Source organism: Pyrinomonadaceae bacterium (assembly GCA_036277115.1).
In the GTDB taxonomy this organism is placed as follows: domain Bacteria; phylum Acidobacteriota; class Blastocatellia; order Pyrinomonadales; family Pyrinomonadaceae; genus UBA11740.
In genome coordinates, this window is the sequence record DASUNM010000002.1 from 215986 (window position 1) to 233066 (window position 17081).

Annotated in this window: 18 protein-coding genes; 5 read left to right on the plus strand and 13 right to left on the minus strand. The window is 56.1% G+C overall.

Going from position 1 to position 17081, the window contains the following annotated elements; all coding sequences use genetic code 11:
- Positions 1-9 precede the first annotated feature (9 nt).
- The 4 genes from VFX97_00990 to VFX97_01005 all read right to left on the minus strand — a co-directional run bounded on the left by VFX97_00990 (position 10) and on the right by VFX97_01005 (position 2793).
- Positions 10-462: a nuclear transport factor 2 family protein gene (locus VFX97_00990; protein HEX5701774.1), complete on the minus strand. Its 453-nt coding sequence runs from the start codon at positions 460-462 to the stop codon at positions 10-12.
- A gap of 174 nt (positions 463-636) precedes the next feature.
- Complete coding sequence (locus tag VFX97_00995) at positions 637-1296, minus strand: DUF1287 domain-containing protein (GenBank protein ID HEX5701775.1); 660 nt, start codon at positions 1294-1296, stop codon at positions 637-639.
- A gap of 77 nt (positions 1297-1373) precedes the next feature.
- A complete protein-coding gene (locus VFX97_01000) occupies positions 1374-2069 on the minus strand; it encodes a hypothetical protein (GenBank protein ID HEX5701776.1) in 696 nt (231 codons plus the stop codon).
- Entirely contained in the window at positions 2062-2793 is a 732-nt protein-coding gene (locus VFX97_01005; GenBank protein ID HEX5701777.1) for a hypothetical protein, read from the minus strand. The genes VFX97_01000 and VFX97_01005 overlap by 8 nt, the downstream gene beginning before the upstream one ends.
- Before the next feature lie 134 nt (positions 2794-2927).
- Here VFX97_01005 and VFX97_01010 point away from each other — a divergent pair, with 134 nt between their 5' ends.
- Together VFX97_01010 and recR are read left to right on the plus strand one after the other, a co-directional pair.
- On the plus strand, positions 2928-3242 hold the full coding sequence (locus VFX97_01010; protein ID HEX5701778.1) for a YbaB/EbfC family nucleoid-associated protein: 315 nt from the start codon (positions 2928-2930) through the stop codon (positions 3240-3242).
- 140 nt (positions 3243-3382) lie between these two features.
- The gene (gene recR, locus VFX97_01015) at positions 3383-3997 is read left to right on the plus strand and encodes a recombination mediator RecR (protein HEX5701779.1); all 615 of its coding nucleotides are present in this window, start codon (positions 3383-3385) and stop codon (positions 3995-3997) included.
- Between the two features lie 164 nt (positions 3998-4161).
- On the opposite strand, the gene VFX97_01020 is transcribed toward recR, so the two are convergent.
- On the minus strand, positions 4162-4788 hold the full coding sequence (locus VFX97_01020; GenBank protein HEX5701780.1) for a hypothetical protein: 627 nt from the start codon (positions 4786-4788) through the stop codon (positions 4162-4164).
- A 46-nt stretch (positions 4789-4834) separates the two neighbouring features.
- Positions 4835-5344 (minus strand): NUDIX domain-containing protein, encoded by a 510-nt coding sequence (locus tag VFX97_01025; GenBank protein ID HEX5701781.1) that lies wholly within the window; start codon positions 5342-5344, stop codon positions 4835-4837.
- Positions 5345-5640: 296 nt separating this feature from the next.
- Between VFX97_01025 and VFX97_01030 the strand changes: the two genes are divergently transcribed.
- Complete coding sequence (locus VFX97_01030; GenBank protein ID HEX5701782.1) at positions 5641-6678, plus strand: hypothetical protein; 1038 nt, start codon at positions 5641-5643, stop codon at positions 6676-6678.
- On the opposite strand, the gene VFX97_01035 is transcribed toward VFX97_01030, so the two are convergent.
- The 3 genes from VFX97_01035 to VFX97_01045 all read right to left on the minus strand — a co-directional run bounded on the left by VFX97_01035 (position 6675) and on the right by VFX97_01045 (position 9109).
- Positions 6675-7685 carry a hypothetical protein gene (locus VFX97_01035; protein ID HEX5701783.1) on the minus strand — a complete coding sequence of 337 codons (1011 nt, stop codon included), beginning with the start codon at positions 7683-7685 and terminating at the stop codon, positions 6675-6677. The genes VFX97_01030 and VFX97_01035 overlap by 4 nt on opposite strands.
- A gap of 116 nt (positions 7686-7801) precedes the next feature.
- Positions 7802-8488, minus strand: a complete 687-nt coding sequence (locus tag VFX97_01040; GenBank protein HEX5701784.1) for a DedA family protein — start codon at positions 8486-8488, stop codon at positions 7802-7804.
- 117 nt (positions 8489-8605) lie between these two features.
- The gene (locus VFX97_01045; GenBank protein HEX5701785.1) at positions 8606-9109 is read right to left on the minus strand and encodes a universal stress protein; all 504 of its coding nucleotides are present in this window, start codon (positions 9107-9109) and stop codon (positions 8606-8608) included.
- Between the two features lie 115 nt (positions 9110-9224).
- Between VFX97_01045 and VFX97_01050 the strand changes: the two genes are divergently transcribed.
- Positions 9225-10163 (plus strand): ROK family protein, encoded by a 939-nt coding sequence (locus VFX97_01050; GenBank protein HEX5701786.1) that lies wholly within the window; start codon positions 9225-9227, stop codon positions 10161-10163.
- 81 nt (positions 10164-10244) lie between these two features.
- Here the strand turns inward: VFX97_01050 and VFX97_01055 are convergent, their stop codons facing one another.
- The 4 genes from VFX97_01055 to lpxD form a co-directional block, all read right to left on the minus strand.
- Positions 10245-10895 carry a hypothetical protein gene (locus VFX97_01055; GenBank protein HEX5701787.1) on the minus strand — a complete coding sequence of 217 codons (651 nt, stop codon included), beginning with the start codon at positions 10893-10895 and terminating at the stop codon, positions 10245-10247.
- 2 nt (positions 10896-10897) lie between these two features.
- Positions 10898-12070 carry a c-type cytochrome gene (locus tag VFX97_01060; GenBank protein HEX5701788.1) on the minus strand — a complete coding sequence of 391 codons (1173 nt, stop codon included), beginning with the start codon at positions 12068-12070 and terminating at the stop codon, positions 10898-10900.
- 165 nt (positions 12071-12235) lie between these two features.
- Positions 12236-13471: a hypothetical protein gene (locus VFX97_01065; protein ID HEX5701789.1), complete on the minus strand. Its 1236-nt coding sequence runs from the start codon at positions 13469-13471 to the stop codon at positions 12236-12238.
- 1080 nt (positions 13472-14551) lie between these two features.
- A complete protein-coding gene (gene lpxD, locus VFX97_01070) occupies positions 14552-15601 on the minus strand; it encodes a UDP-3-O-(3-hydroxymyristoyl)glucosamine N-acyltransferase (GenBank protein ID HEX5701790.1) in 1050 nt (349 codons plus the stop codon).
- Between the two features lie 278 nt (positions 15602-15879).
- Between lpxD and VFX97_01075 the strand changes: the two genes are divergently transcribed.
- The gene (locus VFX97_01075; protein ID HEX5701791.1) at positions 15880-17010 is read left to right on the plus strand and encodes a hypothetical protein; all 1131 of its coding nucleotides are present in this window, start codon (positions 15880-15882) and stop codon (positions 17008-17010) included.
- The last annotated feature ends 71 nt before the right edge of the window (positions 17011-17081 follow it).

The window sequence follows — 17081 nt, forward strand, 5'->3', positions numbered from 1 at the left end:
ACTGACTGCCTATGCGCTCGAAGTGTGATCGTGAACGATTCGCCAACCGTTCTTTGTTTTCTTGAACAACAAAGTGAATCGTCCGCGCGGCTCGTCTTTGGTTTGCAACTGCCAGCGGCCAAAAACGAGGGCGGCGTCTTTGCTAAGAACCGTGATCTCAACATCGGAAAACGTCAGCACACCCATCTTCTCGCGCGTGTCGTAGCTCTTTTTGTAACGCTCGAGCACAGTCTGCCAACCGCGGGTAAGGCGATCCCCGGAAATGAAAACGATGTGAGGTGACCGCTCGTAGCCGTCCATGTAGCCTTCAATATCACCTCGGTTCCAGGCTGCGGTTTGCGCGTCGAGGACGGCGCGAATTGCGGCTATTGGTTCGTTATTCCCTCGATTCTGAGCGAGTGCCGGGATAGACGCGGTGACAATCGTTACCAGCAGAACGGATTTGAGAATTCTATATTTCATGGAAGCGATGGAGGCTCCGTAGGAGCCAAAATGTTTATAGACTGGGTGAACCTTAAATTCAGTACGAATCGGCGCGGCAATCTATCATGCCGGGCCGATTCGTACTAGGAAAAATTGAAAGGTTCAGGTGCTAAACATCTCGCCCCTGACGGGGCGAACACCGTCGAAGGTTGACTAGAAGTATCGGTAATGCCCGGTGATCTTCCACGCGAACAGAACATCTTCCATGCGCGTGCCTGATCCGATGTTGTGAACGATGAGATAACGCTGTGAAGGTTTGTACCAAACGTTGGTGACAATGCCGACGTGATCGACGCCGCCGCCCAGATCCCACGTCACGATGTCGCCGGGAAGGAAGGTATCGGCGCTACCGGTCGTCGCCATCTCTTTGCCTTTGCGCGCGAAGTAAGTTTGCAGGTTCGGCACGCGGCGATGATCGATGTTGCGGTCGGTGCCGCGCAAGCCCCACTTCGTCGGGTACGCTGAGAAGTTGCCTTTCATATCTTCGTGAACTTCTTTTTGCAGATCGATGCTCGCCGTCCGAAACGCGCGAATGATGACGTCTGAGCAGACGCCAGTCTCGATCGGCACGTCGCCGTTCGGGTAATCGAGCTTTTGGTAAGAAGGATCGTAGCTGGTCGTCTTCCCAACCTGATTCGTCGCGCCGTCAATGATTAGTTTGAGGTTTGGCGAGCTGTTCGCCGCCAGCGCGCGCACTTCGGTTTGCTGCTCAGGCGGTTTCAGCGGCGCGATTGTTCTCGCGACTTGTTGTTGTCCACAGGCCGCAGCGACGGCAAATGACGTCAGAAGGAGTGCAGTAGAGAAGTGCTTCATCATGATTCGTTTAGACGCCGGAATTGTCCGCGCGTTCCCCGGCCGCACAAGTGAGGCCTCTAAACGAACATGACGCGCTATTGGACTGCTTTTTGCCTCAACCATTCGCTGATGTCGTGCCGCATCGCGGGCGATATTTCATGCCCGGCATCGTAACTCCGAAATTCAACGTCTTTCGCGCGCTGTCGCAACTGGGCCGCGTAGTTGGCCACGCGTGCTGGCCCATAAAACTCATCGCGCGCGCCGGTGAGATGAAAAATTGCCGCGCCGGTTTGCTTGTACGGCCCACTTTCCCAATCTCCGGGTAATCCGCCAGAGATACCAATCACCCCGCGTAGCACGTCCGGATGCGTGAACGCGAAGCGGTAATTCAACGCGCAGCTCTGCGAAAAGCCGAGCAGGAAAATGCGGTGCGCGTCCGCGGTCCCTTCGCTGACGAGCGCGTCAATCATGTCGAGCACTCCACGATGATGAACTGCGACTGAGTCCTCAGGATGGAAATTAGTCAGCCAGCCAAACCCATAGCGCAGCGGTCCGCCTTTTTCCTTCGGTTCTCGCAGATGTTGATGAGGCCCTTGTAAAGAAGCGATGGCGAAACCTTCCGGCGCGATCAGCTTCGCTTCACGCAGCGCGTGCCATTTGCTCGCGCCATAACCATGCAAAGCGATGAGCAGTGGCGCCGCTGCTGACGCCGCCGCGACCACGTCGTAGTAGAGTTTGGTTTGCGAGGTGAGCGTCCGCTCAATCGGCTGCGATCTTTCGTCGTTACTCATCATTCTTAACGCGATATTTCGCGGTAGTGAGCCGGTCGACCAGTATCCAGAGGTAGCAGATTAGCAAAGGAACAAAAAGCGCGACGGACAACAACGAAAGCAGGAATAGAATGCCGTACGCAGAATCGTTTGGCGATGTGTCGTCAATACCGCCCATAAAGTTGAACACGACCCGTTCCAAATTGAGCATCGCCAGGGCAACCACGATTATTGTCAGCGGCAAGCCGGCCGCCACGATGGTGGGGAGCCATTTAAGTTGTCCCGACCTCCTTAGATAGAAAATCAAAAGAGCTACACGCCAGGTCGCGACAATCGCCAAAAGCCACGCATTAATTGTGTTCGCAAATTCAAGACCTGCAAACTTCTCAACCGGGATTGCGTAAAGCGCGGCCGGCGGCGAAACGAGCGAAATGAAGGTGAGGACTTTGAGATACGTCCAGTTCCGCGGACCCAGCGGCCAAATGACGAGCCAGAGAAAAAGAGACAAGACAAAAATGTAGATGACCGAGCCGATACCGAGATGTTGCAGCAGGCCGACGCGCGGATTGTCCCAGTAGCGCCCCACGCCAACGAGCCAAGTGCAGAAGAGCCCGATGGCAAAATGTCGCCAGCCGATTTTCGCAAGTTCTGATGATGAGGCGCGAAAGCAGATCAGCCTTATCATGACGCCCAAAGCATCACGCCATCTTTGTAATTCAGACTTGGCTTGAACGGCCTCAGACATGCTCGCGGCTTATATCACGTCGCTTTGACCCAGACCACGTTAGCTTTGCATTCACGATGAGACACGGCTACGATGCTGGTCATACGAATTCAAAATGCGCGCAACGATGACCGCGCTCCAAAGAGGCTAATAAGATGAAATTTCCGGGCGGACTTAACATTCAGCAGATGATGAAGCAGGCGCAGCAGATGCAGGAACAGATGGCGCGCGAGATGGACGAGATGCGCGTCGAAGCATCAGCCGGAGGCGGCGTCGTTAACGTGACGATGAAGGGCGATCACGAGATCCTTTCACTGCGCGTCGATCCGGAACTGGTGAAAGAAAACGACGTCGAAATGCTTCAGGACATGATTCTCGCGGCAGTGAACGAGGCCAATCGTAAAGTTAACGAAGCGATGAAGAGCAAATTGGGATCGATGTTGCCGCCTGGGTTGGGAAATCTCTTTTAGTTTTGCTTGAGTGACTTTGTTCTTTGTACTTGGTGCTTTGTACTTTGATCTCTGTCTCCACCTGCCCTTAACGAATTCACTCGAATCTTAACCAGGACAACAAAGCACGAAGCACAAAGTACAAAGCACCAAAATCAGAGATGCTTGATTACGCCGAACCCGTCACCAAACTAATTGACGAATTCAAACGCCTGCCGAGCATCGGGCAGAAGTCGGCGCAGCGGCTCGCATTTCATATCCTCCGTTCGACCGAAGCCGATGTCGAACGTCTGATTGCGGCGCTTCACGAAGTTAAAGAACGCATCACCGAATGCTCGGTCTGTAATAACCTCACCGATGTAAATCCCTGCGGATTCTGTGCTTCGCCGACGCGTGATCGTTCGCAGATGTGTGTGATCGAGCAGCCTTACGATCTGCTGGCGGTGGAAAAAACACGCAGCTACAAAGGCCTCTATCACGTTTTGCACGGCGCGCTTTCACCGATTCGCGGCATTCGTCCGCATGATCTGCGGCTGGAGAATCTTTTGCTGCGGCTGAAACCGGAAAACAACGATGGCGTCGAGATTCGAGAAGTGATCGTGGCCACAAATCCAAACACCGAAGGCGAAGCGACGGCGAACTACATCAGCCGTTTGCTGAAACCCCTCGGCGTGCGCGTCACACGCTTAGCGATGGGCATGCCGGTGGGAAGTGATCTTGAGTACGTCGATGAAGTAACGATGGATAAGGCGCTGTCGAATCGCCACGACATGTAGAGGAAAGGCGGCAGACGGCTTAAAAGTCAGAACCGCCTGCGGTAGCCGGCGGTTTAATTAGGATGGCCGCAGTCCGTTATATGAACGAACCACCACCCGCTACCGCAGGTGGTTCTGACCTCAACTTACTGCCTTCTGCTTCGTGCTGCTGCCTACTGGCTCAATTAGAAGCGAACGAGTTCTTCCGGCACGCCTTTCTTGCATTCCACGCAATCCTCAGCCCGGTCGTAGAAGTGCTCTTCAAATTCGACCAGTGATTTAATCGGAACGCCGCCGATGTTGTCCGGGGCAGAGGTGAAGCGGACGATAGCGCCGCAGCCGATGATCGGCGAGCCTAACTCTTTCACCAGTTCTACCGTCTCCTCAATCGCGCTGCCGCTGCGGATGATGTCGTCGACAATGATGCACGGATTGATGTCGCCCTGGTTCACGTATTGGCGGAACGCGCGTTTGTTAGTCGCACAATCCTGCTCGGCCCAATAGATCTGCTCAGCGCTCAGCGCTTCGCGCACGCCGAACGCGACCGGAATTCCGCCTGAGCTCGGACTGATGACGGCGACCTTCGGCAATTGGCTGGCGATGTCGCGTTCGACACGGAACTTGCGGCTGAGCGCCACCGCCAAAACGCGGGCGGTGTCATAGAGCCGAAACGCCAAAGGCATCTGAAAGTAATGCGCGGTGTGTTTGCCGTTTGGATAAACGAAATGACCTTCACGGAACGCGCCGGTCTTGCGCAGAGCCTGCATGACCACTTCGGACGAGGGAATTAGCTGGACACTTGGTGCCGCCATCTTCTTCTCCTGGTGAATTGTGATGAATTGCGAGGCGTAGAATACATCATTCTCGGTGTTTTTCTATAATATCGATCGCGCGCTTGATCATTCGACGTTGATCCCGCGACAGATCGTCCGGCAAGTCGTCGGGAGCGAACCAGGCGGCCTTCCTGATTTCGAAACTGCTCGGAGTCGGTTCACCCTTCGTCGTGCACGCGAAGTAAATCTCAACCTGACGCGGTCTTGGCAGGGTGCGCGCGAAGAGAAACTCAACGTCCGCAACTTCCAAAGCGACTTCTTCGTGTAGTTCACGACGCATGGCCACCTCCGGTTGTTCGCCTTTGTTGAGAAAGCCCCCGGGAATTCCCCAGCGACTGTCTGGACGAAATTCGTGTTCGAGCAGCAGGATGCGGTCCTGCTCATCGAACACAAACGCGCCCGCCGTAACCGTGAATCGCCACTGGCCGAGACGCACGGCGCGGCGACGAACCACGCCCGGAAGATGACGAAAGATCGAACCGAAGACTTTCGCGAGCACGGGCGAAGGATAGCATGCTCGATATCCGCCTCTCATTCACACCGTGCTTCAGCGCGGTGCTTGTGCAAGTGTGTGAAAGTGGAAACCGTTTAAAACGGTTTCTGCCGAGATACTGTTGCGGTGGCGCAGAGGGGTTTGGGGAGAGGTAGGACGCGCGCACACCCCCCTAACCCCTCCCCGTTTACGGGGAGGGGAAACCGAAGAACGAGAAGTTAATCTGCGTCAAACAAACCAGCACTTGTATTCCAATTATGATTTGACGCGCGTGCTTGCAGTCATTAAGATTTGCGCGACGTTTGGAATTGGATCGCAACTAAGCCAGCGAATCATCAATGTCAGCAAACATCACCGAAACTGCCGCAACGAACGCCACGCCGCCTCGCGTTCCGAAACACATCACGAATGCGCAGACGGTCTGCAACGAACGCAACGAAAAGAACAAACTCTGTAATGGTCATCTGAAACAGTTGAAGACTGCGGGTGAGTTGTCAGATGTTCACCTGCGCGGCGATGACGTGCTGTTCAAGTGTCAGATTTGCGGCACGCTTTACATGGGCCCGCCGCTGGGACACGTGCGCGATCCCGAGAAGCAGAGCCGATTTGTCGAACATGAGTTGGCGGCATTGCTGCAAGCCGCCGGTGGCACGATGCCGGTCATCAAGAAGAATGACCGGGGCGTTTACGTAATTGTCGAACCTGAAGGCGCCGCGCCTGCGCACGGCAAGCCGGCGGCGAAACCCGCTGCCGCTGCAGCTCCGGTTGCGACTCAGAAACCTTCGGCGCCTGCGGCTCAAGCGGCCGCGGTTGCGGAAAAGGCGATGGCGCCTCCGCCGGCCGCAAAACCCACGGGCGATCCGGATCGAACCCTCAATACCAGATCCACTTACTCTGGCTTTAAAGACACCGGACCGGTTGCGGGAGAGTCGAAGGAGCAGAAGATTGCGCGGCTAACCCAACTGGCGGAAGCTGTAAAGAGACTACGTGAAGAAGGTGGCGCGCCCGAATCTGCACCAGCAGCAACTGTGGTGGATTCTTCGCCTGCTGCTGATGCGCACCGTCCGGCCGCAGAAGCACAAGCCGCAACCGGCGCCGCTTCAGCCGCTCCTCTGAGCGAAGCCGCGGCGACCGCTTCACCAGTTGCCGGCGCGGAAACACCTGCCGATCTTGCGCCGGATTCAGTCGCGCCAGCGACACAGCCGACTTCAACGTCATCACACGCACCGACGGGCGATCCGGACCGCTCGCTAATGACAAGAGGAAGCTATGCAGGTGTGGTGGATACCGGGCCGGTTCCGGGCGAGACTCGCGAACAAAAGATCGCGCGCTTGGCGGCGGTGGTGGAAGCTGTGAAGCAACAAAAAGAAGGCTAATCGCTCTGCTTCACCACCAGGCCCTCACGCGCAACTTTCCACTTCAAAACTTCCGCGCCTTTTTCCGAGGCTAGCGCGCGTTCAAGTTCCTGCTTCCGTTCAGGCGGACAGAGAAATGCGATGCAGCCACCGCCGCCGGCCCCGCAAACTTTTGCTGCTTCGGCGCCGTTTGCGAGCGCTTTCGTCACCAGCGCATCCATGTGCGGCGTCGTAATTCCCGGTGAAAGTCGCTTGCGACGTGGATAGGCGTCGCGCATCACATTTGCAACTTCAGCCCAGTCGTTCGCCGCCAGCGCCGCTCGCATGCGCGTGGCTGCCTCGCGAATACTCTCAAAGATTTGAAAGAGCTCGGCGTCACCGTCGATGTGACGTTTGAAGATGTCCCAGTTGTTGATGCCAGAGTTGCGTGGCTCGCCGGTGTAGCAGATCACAAAACGCCGTTCGATCTCTTCGTGATCGATGTTCAAGTGTTCGCGTTCCATCCCATCCGGCCGAAAGTGAATGCAGGAAGCCGAGCCATGGAACGCCGGATGATAATCCTGAAAGCCGGCCGGGACTTTGATGACAGTGGTTTCGATGTTGGCCGCGATGGTGATGAACTTCCGCTGGTTGTAACGATCGCCGACCAGCCGGTTCAACGCGCCAATTAGCGCGATTGCCAGCGCTGACGAGCCCGAAATGCCGGCACCGGCAGGAGCATCACTGTTCGCAACCAGATGAAAGCCCTGGGCGGGCCGGAAGAAGTGAACCATCTTCGACACCAGCTCAAGCCGCTCGTCCCGCGCAAGTTCATCGATACCGTCCACGGTTGTTTCAAAGCCAACGCCGCGATCGCGCGACTCGAGAATGACGCGCTTATCGTCGCGCGTTTCGATCCGGACTGATGCCAGCAGCGAAAGCGCGAAATTCACCGTCATCGCTCCCGGATGAAAAAGATAGAGCGGCCAGATGTCGATCGTGCCTCCCGCCAGGTCAACGCGGGTTGGTGCTGATGATTGAATGATCATAGAAAAGCGGTCTTAGACTTAGGTCTTGGGTCTTTGGTTTTTGGTCTTTGCTTTATTTATATTCCGCCAAGGCGGCCACCACGATCGAAGAACAAACGCCAAAGACCAAAGACCGCTTATTTCAAGTGTATCTTCTCGCGAATTTCGTCTTTCAAATCCTTCAAGCCTTCGATTGCGGCATGTTCGATCTCGTGTAGTTTTTCAGGCTCGGCTTCTTCAACTTTCTTCGAAAGCCAAACGCGCTTGACCAAATAGAATCCGAGGATGCCGACGATGACGATCACAAGCAGTGCTTTGCCCAGTCTTCGGAAGTCGCCGAGCAGGCCCATGACGGCAGTACTGAAGAAAAATCCGATGCCGCTGAGAATCAGCACCCAAACGAAACAGCTGGCGAGCGAAAGCAGCAGGAACCGCACGTACGGCATGTGCGCCACGCCGTAGAAAGTGCACGACGCCCAGCGCAATCCGTAAATGTACTTCGACAGAAAAATCGATAGGGTGCCGAAACGATCTGTCAACCGCTGCATTCGCTCTTTCGCGCTGCGGTAAAAACGAAAATTCCGCACGCTCTTGCCGAACGCCCGGCCGGCGAAATACGCGAGATTGTCGCTGGCCACACCGCCTAGAGTTCCCCAAAGCAGCACCCTTGCGAAGCTGGCTGTCGCTGAATCGCCGAAAAAAGCGCTGTGCGCCAGCACGCCTGCCAGCAGTAGGGTGATATCGCCCTCGATCATGACGAGGAAGAACACCGCATAAACGCCGTAGTCGTGAATGAGTTGGGAAAGAAAGTCGAGGCTGGTCATGGGCTAGTGAGTAGTTCGCCGTGAGCTGTGAGCAGTTCGAACCGAAATAGCATTCGCATTGCAGCGACTGGCAGAAGAGCTAAAGCTCTCAACTGCTCACTGCACACCGTTCACCGCTCACTGTTCCTCCGTTTCCTCCTCTGGTGGGGGCTTGACGACCAGCACGGGGCAACTGGCATGTCGGACTACTGATTCGGCGGTCGATCCGAAAATGATTCGGCCAAATCCGGTGCGACCGTGCGAAGAAATCACGATCAAATCCACTTCCTCTTCAGACGCGACGCGAACGATTTCACCGGCCGCATCACCGTGCACGATCACTTCCTCGACGTTGAGGCCGGTGCACTCTTCACACTCAGCCAGCTTCGGCAATTGACGCTCAGCCGAATCTTCGAGTTGCTCACTGATGTCTGCGATCGGCATCGGATCAGCGAGCCCGGTATAGCCGACCGCGGGCACTACCGGCTCGACGACGTGAACGCAAATGATCTGCGCGTTTGCCGCGCGCGCGATGGCCGCTGCGTACGGCAGTGCATAATTCGCACAGCCGCTAAAGTCCGTTGGCAGCAGGATCTTCTTGAGTCGGGGAAACTCTGAATTGGTTTGACTTGCCGCGACCATTGAATTCGCGGGCAATTCTACACGCACCAGACGCCGTTTGACAGCCTAACACGCGTCGCTTAAGATCGCCGCGAAATTCCTGCCCGCCCTAGTTCATTCGAAAGAACCTGTACCTATGTCTACCCCCTCGAATAACTTTTTTGCCGGTGTGGAAGTCGCGCCGAGCTTGATGCGCGCGGCGGTCGTGTCCGCGGACGGCAAAGTCGTCGCCAGACGCGAAGCGCCTTATCAATCTGACACATTCATCTCAGACCTTGCCGCGCTGGTTGCGACTTTGCGCGAAGCCGGCGAAATTCAACGGGTCGGACTGGCCGTACCGGGTCTCGTCAATCGGGACGCTGACCGCGTGCTGCTTTCGACCGGCATGCCGTCGTTTGTCGGCGCCGATCTGCACGCGGAATTGACGAAAGCCATTGGCACGAAGCTCGAGCTTGAGAACGACGCGAACGCGGCGGCCTACGGGGAATTGCACGCCGGCGCGGCTCGCGAAGCTCTCGATTTCTTTTACATTTACATTGGCGACAATGTTGGCGGCGCGTTCATCGTCAACGGAAAGCTTTGGACGGGCTCGTCGGGATGTGCCGGCGAAATCGGCCACACCATGATCAATCCCGACGGGATCCAGTGCGAGTGCGGGAACATTGGGTGCCTCGAGACAGTAGCATCAGCGCCAAACATTGCGCGCCGGGCTCGAGAGCGTCTGAATCGCGATTCGACCTCTTCGCTGTCACGGCTCGCGATCCGCGACGACTTTACCGCGGCTGATCTGGCTCACGAGGCGACCGAAGGTGACGACTTCTCGATCATGATGATCGAACGCACGGGAAAATTCATTGGCACCGCTGTCTCGGGGATTATCAATCTGCTGAGTCCGCAGCGAATTGTTCTCGGTGGCGCGGTGATGGGTGCGGGCGAGCTGATCCTTGCGCCGATCATGAAGGAAGCCGGCAAGCGGTCATTCCAGCCCTGCTTCGAATCGACGAAGATCGTTGCCGGTGAGTTGGGTGTCGATGCGGTTTCTGTGGGAGCGGCTTTGTTAGCGCGCGACACTTAGACTGCTCGTGCGATCCCTGATTGTTTAGAGTCGGGCTACCGCCCGACGGCTGGCGGGCAGTGCCGCCTCTAAACGTCTCGATCAATAGTCGCGGAAGCTGCTATACAGCCAGGCCGTCCGCAGGTGATAGACGACAGTCATCGCGATAATTGCGCTCTCCATCACGAGCAGCGCAATCAAAGGAGCCCACTTCCTTTTCGCCCGCAGTATCGCGGGCAACGGCAGAAACGAGCTGGCCAGCACAATCAGAATACTCAAGCCGCCTAAGACAATCGCGACAATCGAGAAGAGAGTTATTTGACCGGCGACCTCGGAAACTCCGGCGCCTGTTGATTGGGGAAAGATCGCATTCAACAGAAGTGATTGCGCGTACCACAACGCGAACATCGGTACGAGGCCGAGGATTCCCGCAATCAGGTAGTACAACGCGGAAGGTGAGGCCGTGGTCGTCGTCGTAAACAATCGCACCAGACCAATCACCACTCCGGCAGCGCCGACGAAAATGGCAAGGTAAAGAGTTATGAGAATAGCGAGGTTCGCCTCGGAAATACCTGCCGCAACGGCGCCGATCCCGGCCCCTTCGGCGTTGCGCATGGCGCGCAACACACCCAAAAGAAGCATGGCACTGACCGCGGCGCCGAGCGCCGGCAGGGCGTATGAAAATGCGGAGACTACGCGCGCGATGATACTGACGCGCGTGGGTGTCGGTTGCTGTGGTTCCTCGGGTGTCATGACTATGGAGTTGCCGCCGGCATGTTGAATATGGCTTCGCTTACCGGCGCGTTGAGTTTCATTTCGGAAAAAGTGCGTGTGGAAACGGGATTGCCGACTTCGATAGACGACACGCGCACCGTGAAGGGGAACTTCACGCCATCCACGTCGCGATAATCTTCGAAATCGATCTGTTCCGGAATCAGTCCCAGCAGCGTCGCCATGTAAGAGATCCGGCGCAACAACAAGCCTGTTTGAGTGTCAAAGAACAATCGCTCTTGCCGGTTGTCGGCCGTCGTGCCAATCACCAGGTAAGCTACGCGGTCGCCAATCTTCTGGTTGCCCCGGGCACGCATGCTGGTGAACTGTTCTTTCAGGCGGATGTGGCGTAACAAGCCCATGGAGTTCTGCAACTGTGCTACTTCAGCAGGTGAAAGGGGTCGCACGCCTTGCGGGCCCTTCTCCCAGCCGGCGCTGCCGTTGAATCCGCGTTCGAACGCGCCGCCCGGAGTCATCGCCTTGATATGAAATTTGTCCGGCGCGCCTTGCGAAATATCAATTGTGACGGTGCCGTTCGGTTGAGCCACGGCTCCCTTGACCGTGCGCGTCTTGATCTTGTCGACGTTGGCTTGGCCGCCAATCGCCGTAATGTAGTTGTTGTAAATTGTATCGGCGGTCGGAGACGGCGGTGGACTCTCTTGTGTGGTACCCGGAAGAGTTCCCGCTGCCCCGGGTGTCGGAGACGGAGTTGCGGGCGGTCGCGGTAATGGAGTCGGAAGCGGCAGTGGCGGCACATTTACCGGATGGTTTTGTCCGCGATGACAAGTGAAGCAACTGATCTCGCTCGCGCCGGGGAAGCTTTGCTTGTGCAGGCCCATTACCATCTTGATCATTTCGCGCGCGGTGTTCTTCTCCGGTTTGTCATCGAGGGCGAATCCGTCGCGCCCCTTGTCAGTAATGTGACAAAAGTTACAGCGTCGCCCCAGTGACGCGGACATGAAATTCATCACCGGGATCAACTGTGAGTCCGGCAGTCCGGTTAATACCTTGATGTTCTTTCGCGTCTGCTCGACCGGTTTCTCCTGGGGCGCAACGGCCGCGGCGCCAAACTCGGCCTGCGTGTTGCGGTTTGAGATGACGAACACTGCCATAGCCGACAGCGTTAGGGCAGTGAGCTTGAGAACAGTTCGCTTCATCTTGGCGGCTCCTCGACCGGATTTTGGGGTGGAGGGCCAAGATAGTTGAAAGTCCAGGAAAGCGCAAAACGAAAACGCCCGGCGTTAGCCAGGCGTATCAGCTGGAAGCGCGGACATCCTGTCCGCCCGGCGGGCGGTAGCCCACTGCTAAACTATCCAACGTAACTATCGCTTCGCCACCCGGCGCGCGTGATTCGCTTTCGCCCTCATCAACGTGTCGAACGAGTGATAAATCTGGAGATACATCTGCGTCTCACGTGGAATGAGGGTTTTCCAGCCGGGAATGCCGCCGCGCCGGATGTAACCAGGAATCTTCGCCGCGTTTGAGTTGTAGCCTGCCGCCATCAACTCATGCGGAGTGATCTGCTTTGATTCGAGTCCCGCCCGCACTTCTTCATTGGCCACGAGATCGTTCCAGGTGTCCTGCATGTAGAGCAGCATTGCTTCGAGCGCGTTGCCGTGATTGCGCATGCCCAGCACGAAGTCGGGATTCAGCCCGATGGCGCCGTGACGTTCGCGCATCAGCCGGTACGTCCAGGGAATCATCTGCACCATGCCACCCGCGCCGGCCGAACTCACCGAAAAACGATATGTGTCGAGTTCATTCAAAGCGTACAGCGAATAAATCTCGTCGTAGAGGGCAATCCGGTTCTCATTGCGGAAGCGTTCGTGATCGACGTGCTCGACGATGCAAAGCTTCTTCGCGATTTCGACCAGGTGCGGTGCGACCGAAAAGTTTTTGGATTTCAGACGCTTAGCCGCGAGGTCAACCATCGAGTTGACGTAGGACTGTCCCGATTTCGTGAGATCGGCGCTCAACAAAGCCGGGTGCGCGGACGTGTAATAGGCCATTTCGCGAAAGACGCCTTTGCGCTCAATCGGATATTCAACAACCAGCGGCATCAGCGCACGGTTCTTCTCGTCGAAGATTGTGACGGCTGTGTTGACGCCATTTGCCCGGAGAATGCGCACGGTCACCGGCAATCCGAGGTTCGAGATCGATGGCAGCTCAGATCCCTTTTTCAGGAACGTCTCTTTCGGGATACGGATTAGGTGAATGTGCGAATTGTCCGGGATCATCGCCGCGATCGTCACATAGAACAGCGCCGGAGAAGTCATTGCCGTGGGATGCGGCCGGCTCTTAAACATGCGCTTCGCTTCGTCGATGCGCGCACGAACTCGGTTGGGTGCTAAGCGGTTCCCATTGGATTTGTTTGGACTCTCAACCGCGGGCTTTTGGGCCGGTTCCTGCTTTGCACGTGTGTGATTCGCGACGTTAACCGGTTTGGGCTTTGCCGAAACGATTCGCGGTCGTGTTTGCTGGGCAACTGATTGAGCGGATACGCTGACGAAGGCGGAGAGTACGAGCGTGACGATAAAAAGGGTCGCTGGAGTTTTCATGATTGCTTGTAACCGAGGGGAAATGACTTCGCGGGAGTGCGAAGCTGGGAACTCAGATTCGCGCACCGGCAAGTTGGTTGTCAACGACTTTTTTTCTGGAAGATCGTGCACTAAATTCCAAAACTTTTATGGAAAACCACGCGTGTGCTTCCAGAAAGTTTTGTGGAAAACGCAAGGCCCGTTTCCAGTTTCCCTGGGACTGAATTCGTCGCGCGTTTCGGCTTTTAAATTACGCGAAGATCGCGTTCGGCGGCAAATAAGCAGGCGCCTACTGGGGTCAGCGGGCAGGGTGGGAGTTTGCCCAAACCTACAAAACCAAAACCAGAACAACATCGACACGCAGTGTCTGGTGCGCTTTGTCTTTCCAGCCGGTTAGTCCTCGGATCGTACGGCGATTCAACGGCACATATCAATCTTACTGGCTGTCACGCAAGCCGTATACGTCGCAAGGACAGCATCATATTCCTCAGGACTCTGCCACTGCGCATTGATATACGTATTCAAACAACTTTCATACGTCAGTTGCGCGTGGTCGCATTCGTCAACCTGTAGCGGCTCGCAAGTCATCTCCGCAGCGCTAAACATAGTGATCTCAGCTGCTCCGAGTGCTGCGAGTCGATCTGCGTTACATTCGCTAACGCAGTCTGCAAATCCTGTTGGGTCGTGTGGTAAGAAGTGTCCACATTGTGAGTCACAGCTTTCGGGACTGCCATAAAAGTAACTCCAGCGAGCTGACATGTAACCCCACTCTGCACTCAGCCAGTTGTCCCACGCTTCGGTGCAGGTCGTGGCGCCAACGCGAGTGGCTGGATTTCCATTTCCCATCCCCAGGACCGCGAGACACGTCAAGAATAGAACCGTTGTCCTAATACGGCTTCTCGTTTTCTGTTTCATTTTCTTCTCCTTCAGTTGAGGGTTGAATGACCGAAGGCTGGCGGTCGGAGACATCGGTTGATGTGCGGCCGGGAGCCAGTTTGTGGCCGCCACTATAATGGCAAACACGCCGAAGTCAATTAGTTTTCTTTGCTAGTACGCCGTGAAAAGGGGATTGGCGGGAGACTGAATTTATCAGGACAAGGTCTAGTCGGTTTTCTTACTGGGTTCCTCCAGTTTTGCGACGCGTTCATTCAATTCTTTGACTTGATCTCGCATCTGCGGCAAGCGTCCAAAATGAGCATTCAGGCGCTTGTATTCGTCCAGCGGCTGAATCGGAATTCCCCACCAGACGCCGGGGCGAACAATTTTCCCCGGCAAGATTCCGGCTTTCGAGCCGATGATGGCGCCGCTCTGGACGTGAATGTGATCGCCAAAACCGACCTGACCGCCAATGACACAATCGTCTTCGATCGTGACGCTGCCGCTGATGCCGGTTTGCGCGGCGATTACCACCCGTTCGCCGATGTCGCAGTTGTGGCCGACATGCACCATGTTGTCGAGCTTTGTACCTTTGCCGATGCGCGTGCGGCCGAGCGCTGCCCGGTCGACACAGGTGTTGGCGCCCAACTCAACATCGTCTTCGATTACGACCGTGCCGATCTGCGGAAACTTGTGATGGCTGCCTTCGTCGCGAACGTAGCCGAATCCGTCAGCGCCGATGACAACGCCCGCGTGCAGAATCACTCGGTCGCCAATTGTCACATCGTGGTAAATGACGACGTTCGGATGAATTACACAGTCGGTCCCGACGGAGACGTTGTCGCAGATCGTGACGCCCGACAGGATTTGAGTGCCGCCGCCGACCGTGCTGTGATCGCCAATAGTCGCGTGGGGTCCAATAAACGCGGTCAGGGCGACATCAGCAGTGTCGGCAATCACCGCTGATGGATGAGCGTCCGACTCCCGGCGTTTCGGCGGATGCAGGAGTTCGGCCATCAAAGCGAACGCCAATTTCGGCTTCTTCACTTTGATCGCACATGGCAACTCTAAAGCGGCGCCTTCCGGGACAATCACACACGAGGCGTTCGAGCTCGCCGCAGCTGCAAAGAACTTCTCATCCGCAACGTAGGCGATGTCGCCTTCGCCCGCAGCCTCCAGGCTGTTTACGCGGTGAATCACCACCTCGCCGTCGCCGATGACGGTACCGGCAACGTGGTCTGATAGTTCCGAGACTCGTTTCTCGTTTGCAGCCATGAGAATGGATCGTGAAGCGCAGATAGTACAACGCAGTGCCGAGAACCGCGAACCAGCGGGTGCGGTCGTTGTGTCCCAATTTCAAAATCTCTGTGGGACTCTGTGTAACTCCGTGTCTCTGTGGTGAATTATCCTTAAGAAACTACCACCACAGAGACACCGAGGGCCACAGAGCACGCACAGAGAAAAGCAAATCAGCACACTACAGGTGCAGGCGGCCGGCGCATTTGCTAATCTCAACGGGTTTTTCATCCACATCGCACCATCGTGAGAGATTGATGTCACACAAACTACGCTTAGCGGGTCTCTCTTTGGCGGTCTTAACTGCGTCTCATTTAGCCACCGTCCCGCTGTTTGCGAACTTCGCCCAGCGGCCAGCCGCGCGCGCCACCGCCTCGAGTTTTCGCGTCGTGGACACTGCGACTTCGACCGGCGGCAAACTCTACATTACCGTCGCAGGACGTGAACGTAAGATCTACAACGAAGCGTTTGAGGCGTGGCTAATCAACGACGGACAGGACGTCGTCTTCTCGAGTCACGACGGCGCGGGAGGTTTCGAGAATGAAGGCCAGTCGCTGCGGATTTACAACGTTGCGACTCGCTCCATCCGAAAGATTTTGTCTGAGACCGTGGGAATAGTTGCCGTCCAGGAAGTGAAGACGAGCACCGGGGCTACGGCTTTACTCGTCGCGATGGGGGACGGCGGGCTCGGCGGATCATACTTCGCCGTGGTTGATCCGAAGCGCGGCGAGGTCTTCTTTCGCAGGTGGGCTGAGGTCACGGCTATCAATGGTGACAACATAACGCTCGCAAATTATCGCGCCGACGATTTTGAAGCGATCAACGATGAGCGAGGTTGGAAACCGGGACCGTCTAATCAGGTGATTGCGAAAACCAAAGTCACCCCTTACAAGATTGAAACGCACGACCTGAAACGGTTGCTTCGCAATCGAGTGATCTACAACCGGCGTCCAAACCTTAATGCTCCGAGCCGGTCACCGAAAGCACGTACAACAAAGATCTATCTGTGGGATGCGAACAGTGACAAACCCGACATCCAGCTAGTCGCCGTCACACGACGAAGCATCGGTGAGAACGTGCTTGAAATGACGATGGGTTGGCTGTTCGGCACGACTCTTTCAAAGGAAGAGGAGGATCGGGGGCTGACTCTTCCGACTTTTGGAATGAGACTGGCCGGCGTGACGCTGAAGGATGGCGTGGCTTTGATCAAGTTCTATCAGCCTGAAGGAGCCACGAACTACGGCTCGCAAGGGCCGTTCGTTTTTGCCAAAGCGATCGAGATGACGGCGCGCCAGTTTCCGACCGTTAAGAAAGTTGAAATCTGCGCGGTCGGCGACACATTGATTGATTCGCAACTTGAGAAGCCGTTTCCGAAGTGCTCGAAATGACCGAGTTAGCCCCATTTCCGAGGAAAAAGGGCAATTGTTCCGACTCCGAAGGGTTTTTGTCTTGCTATGAT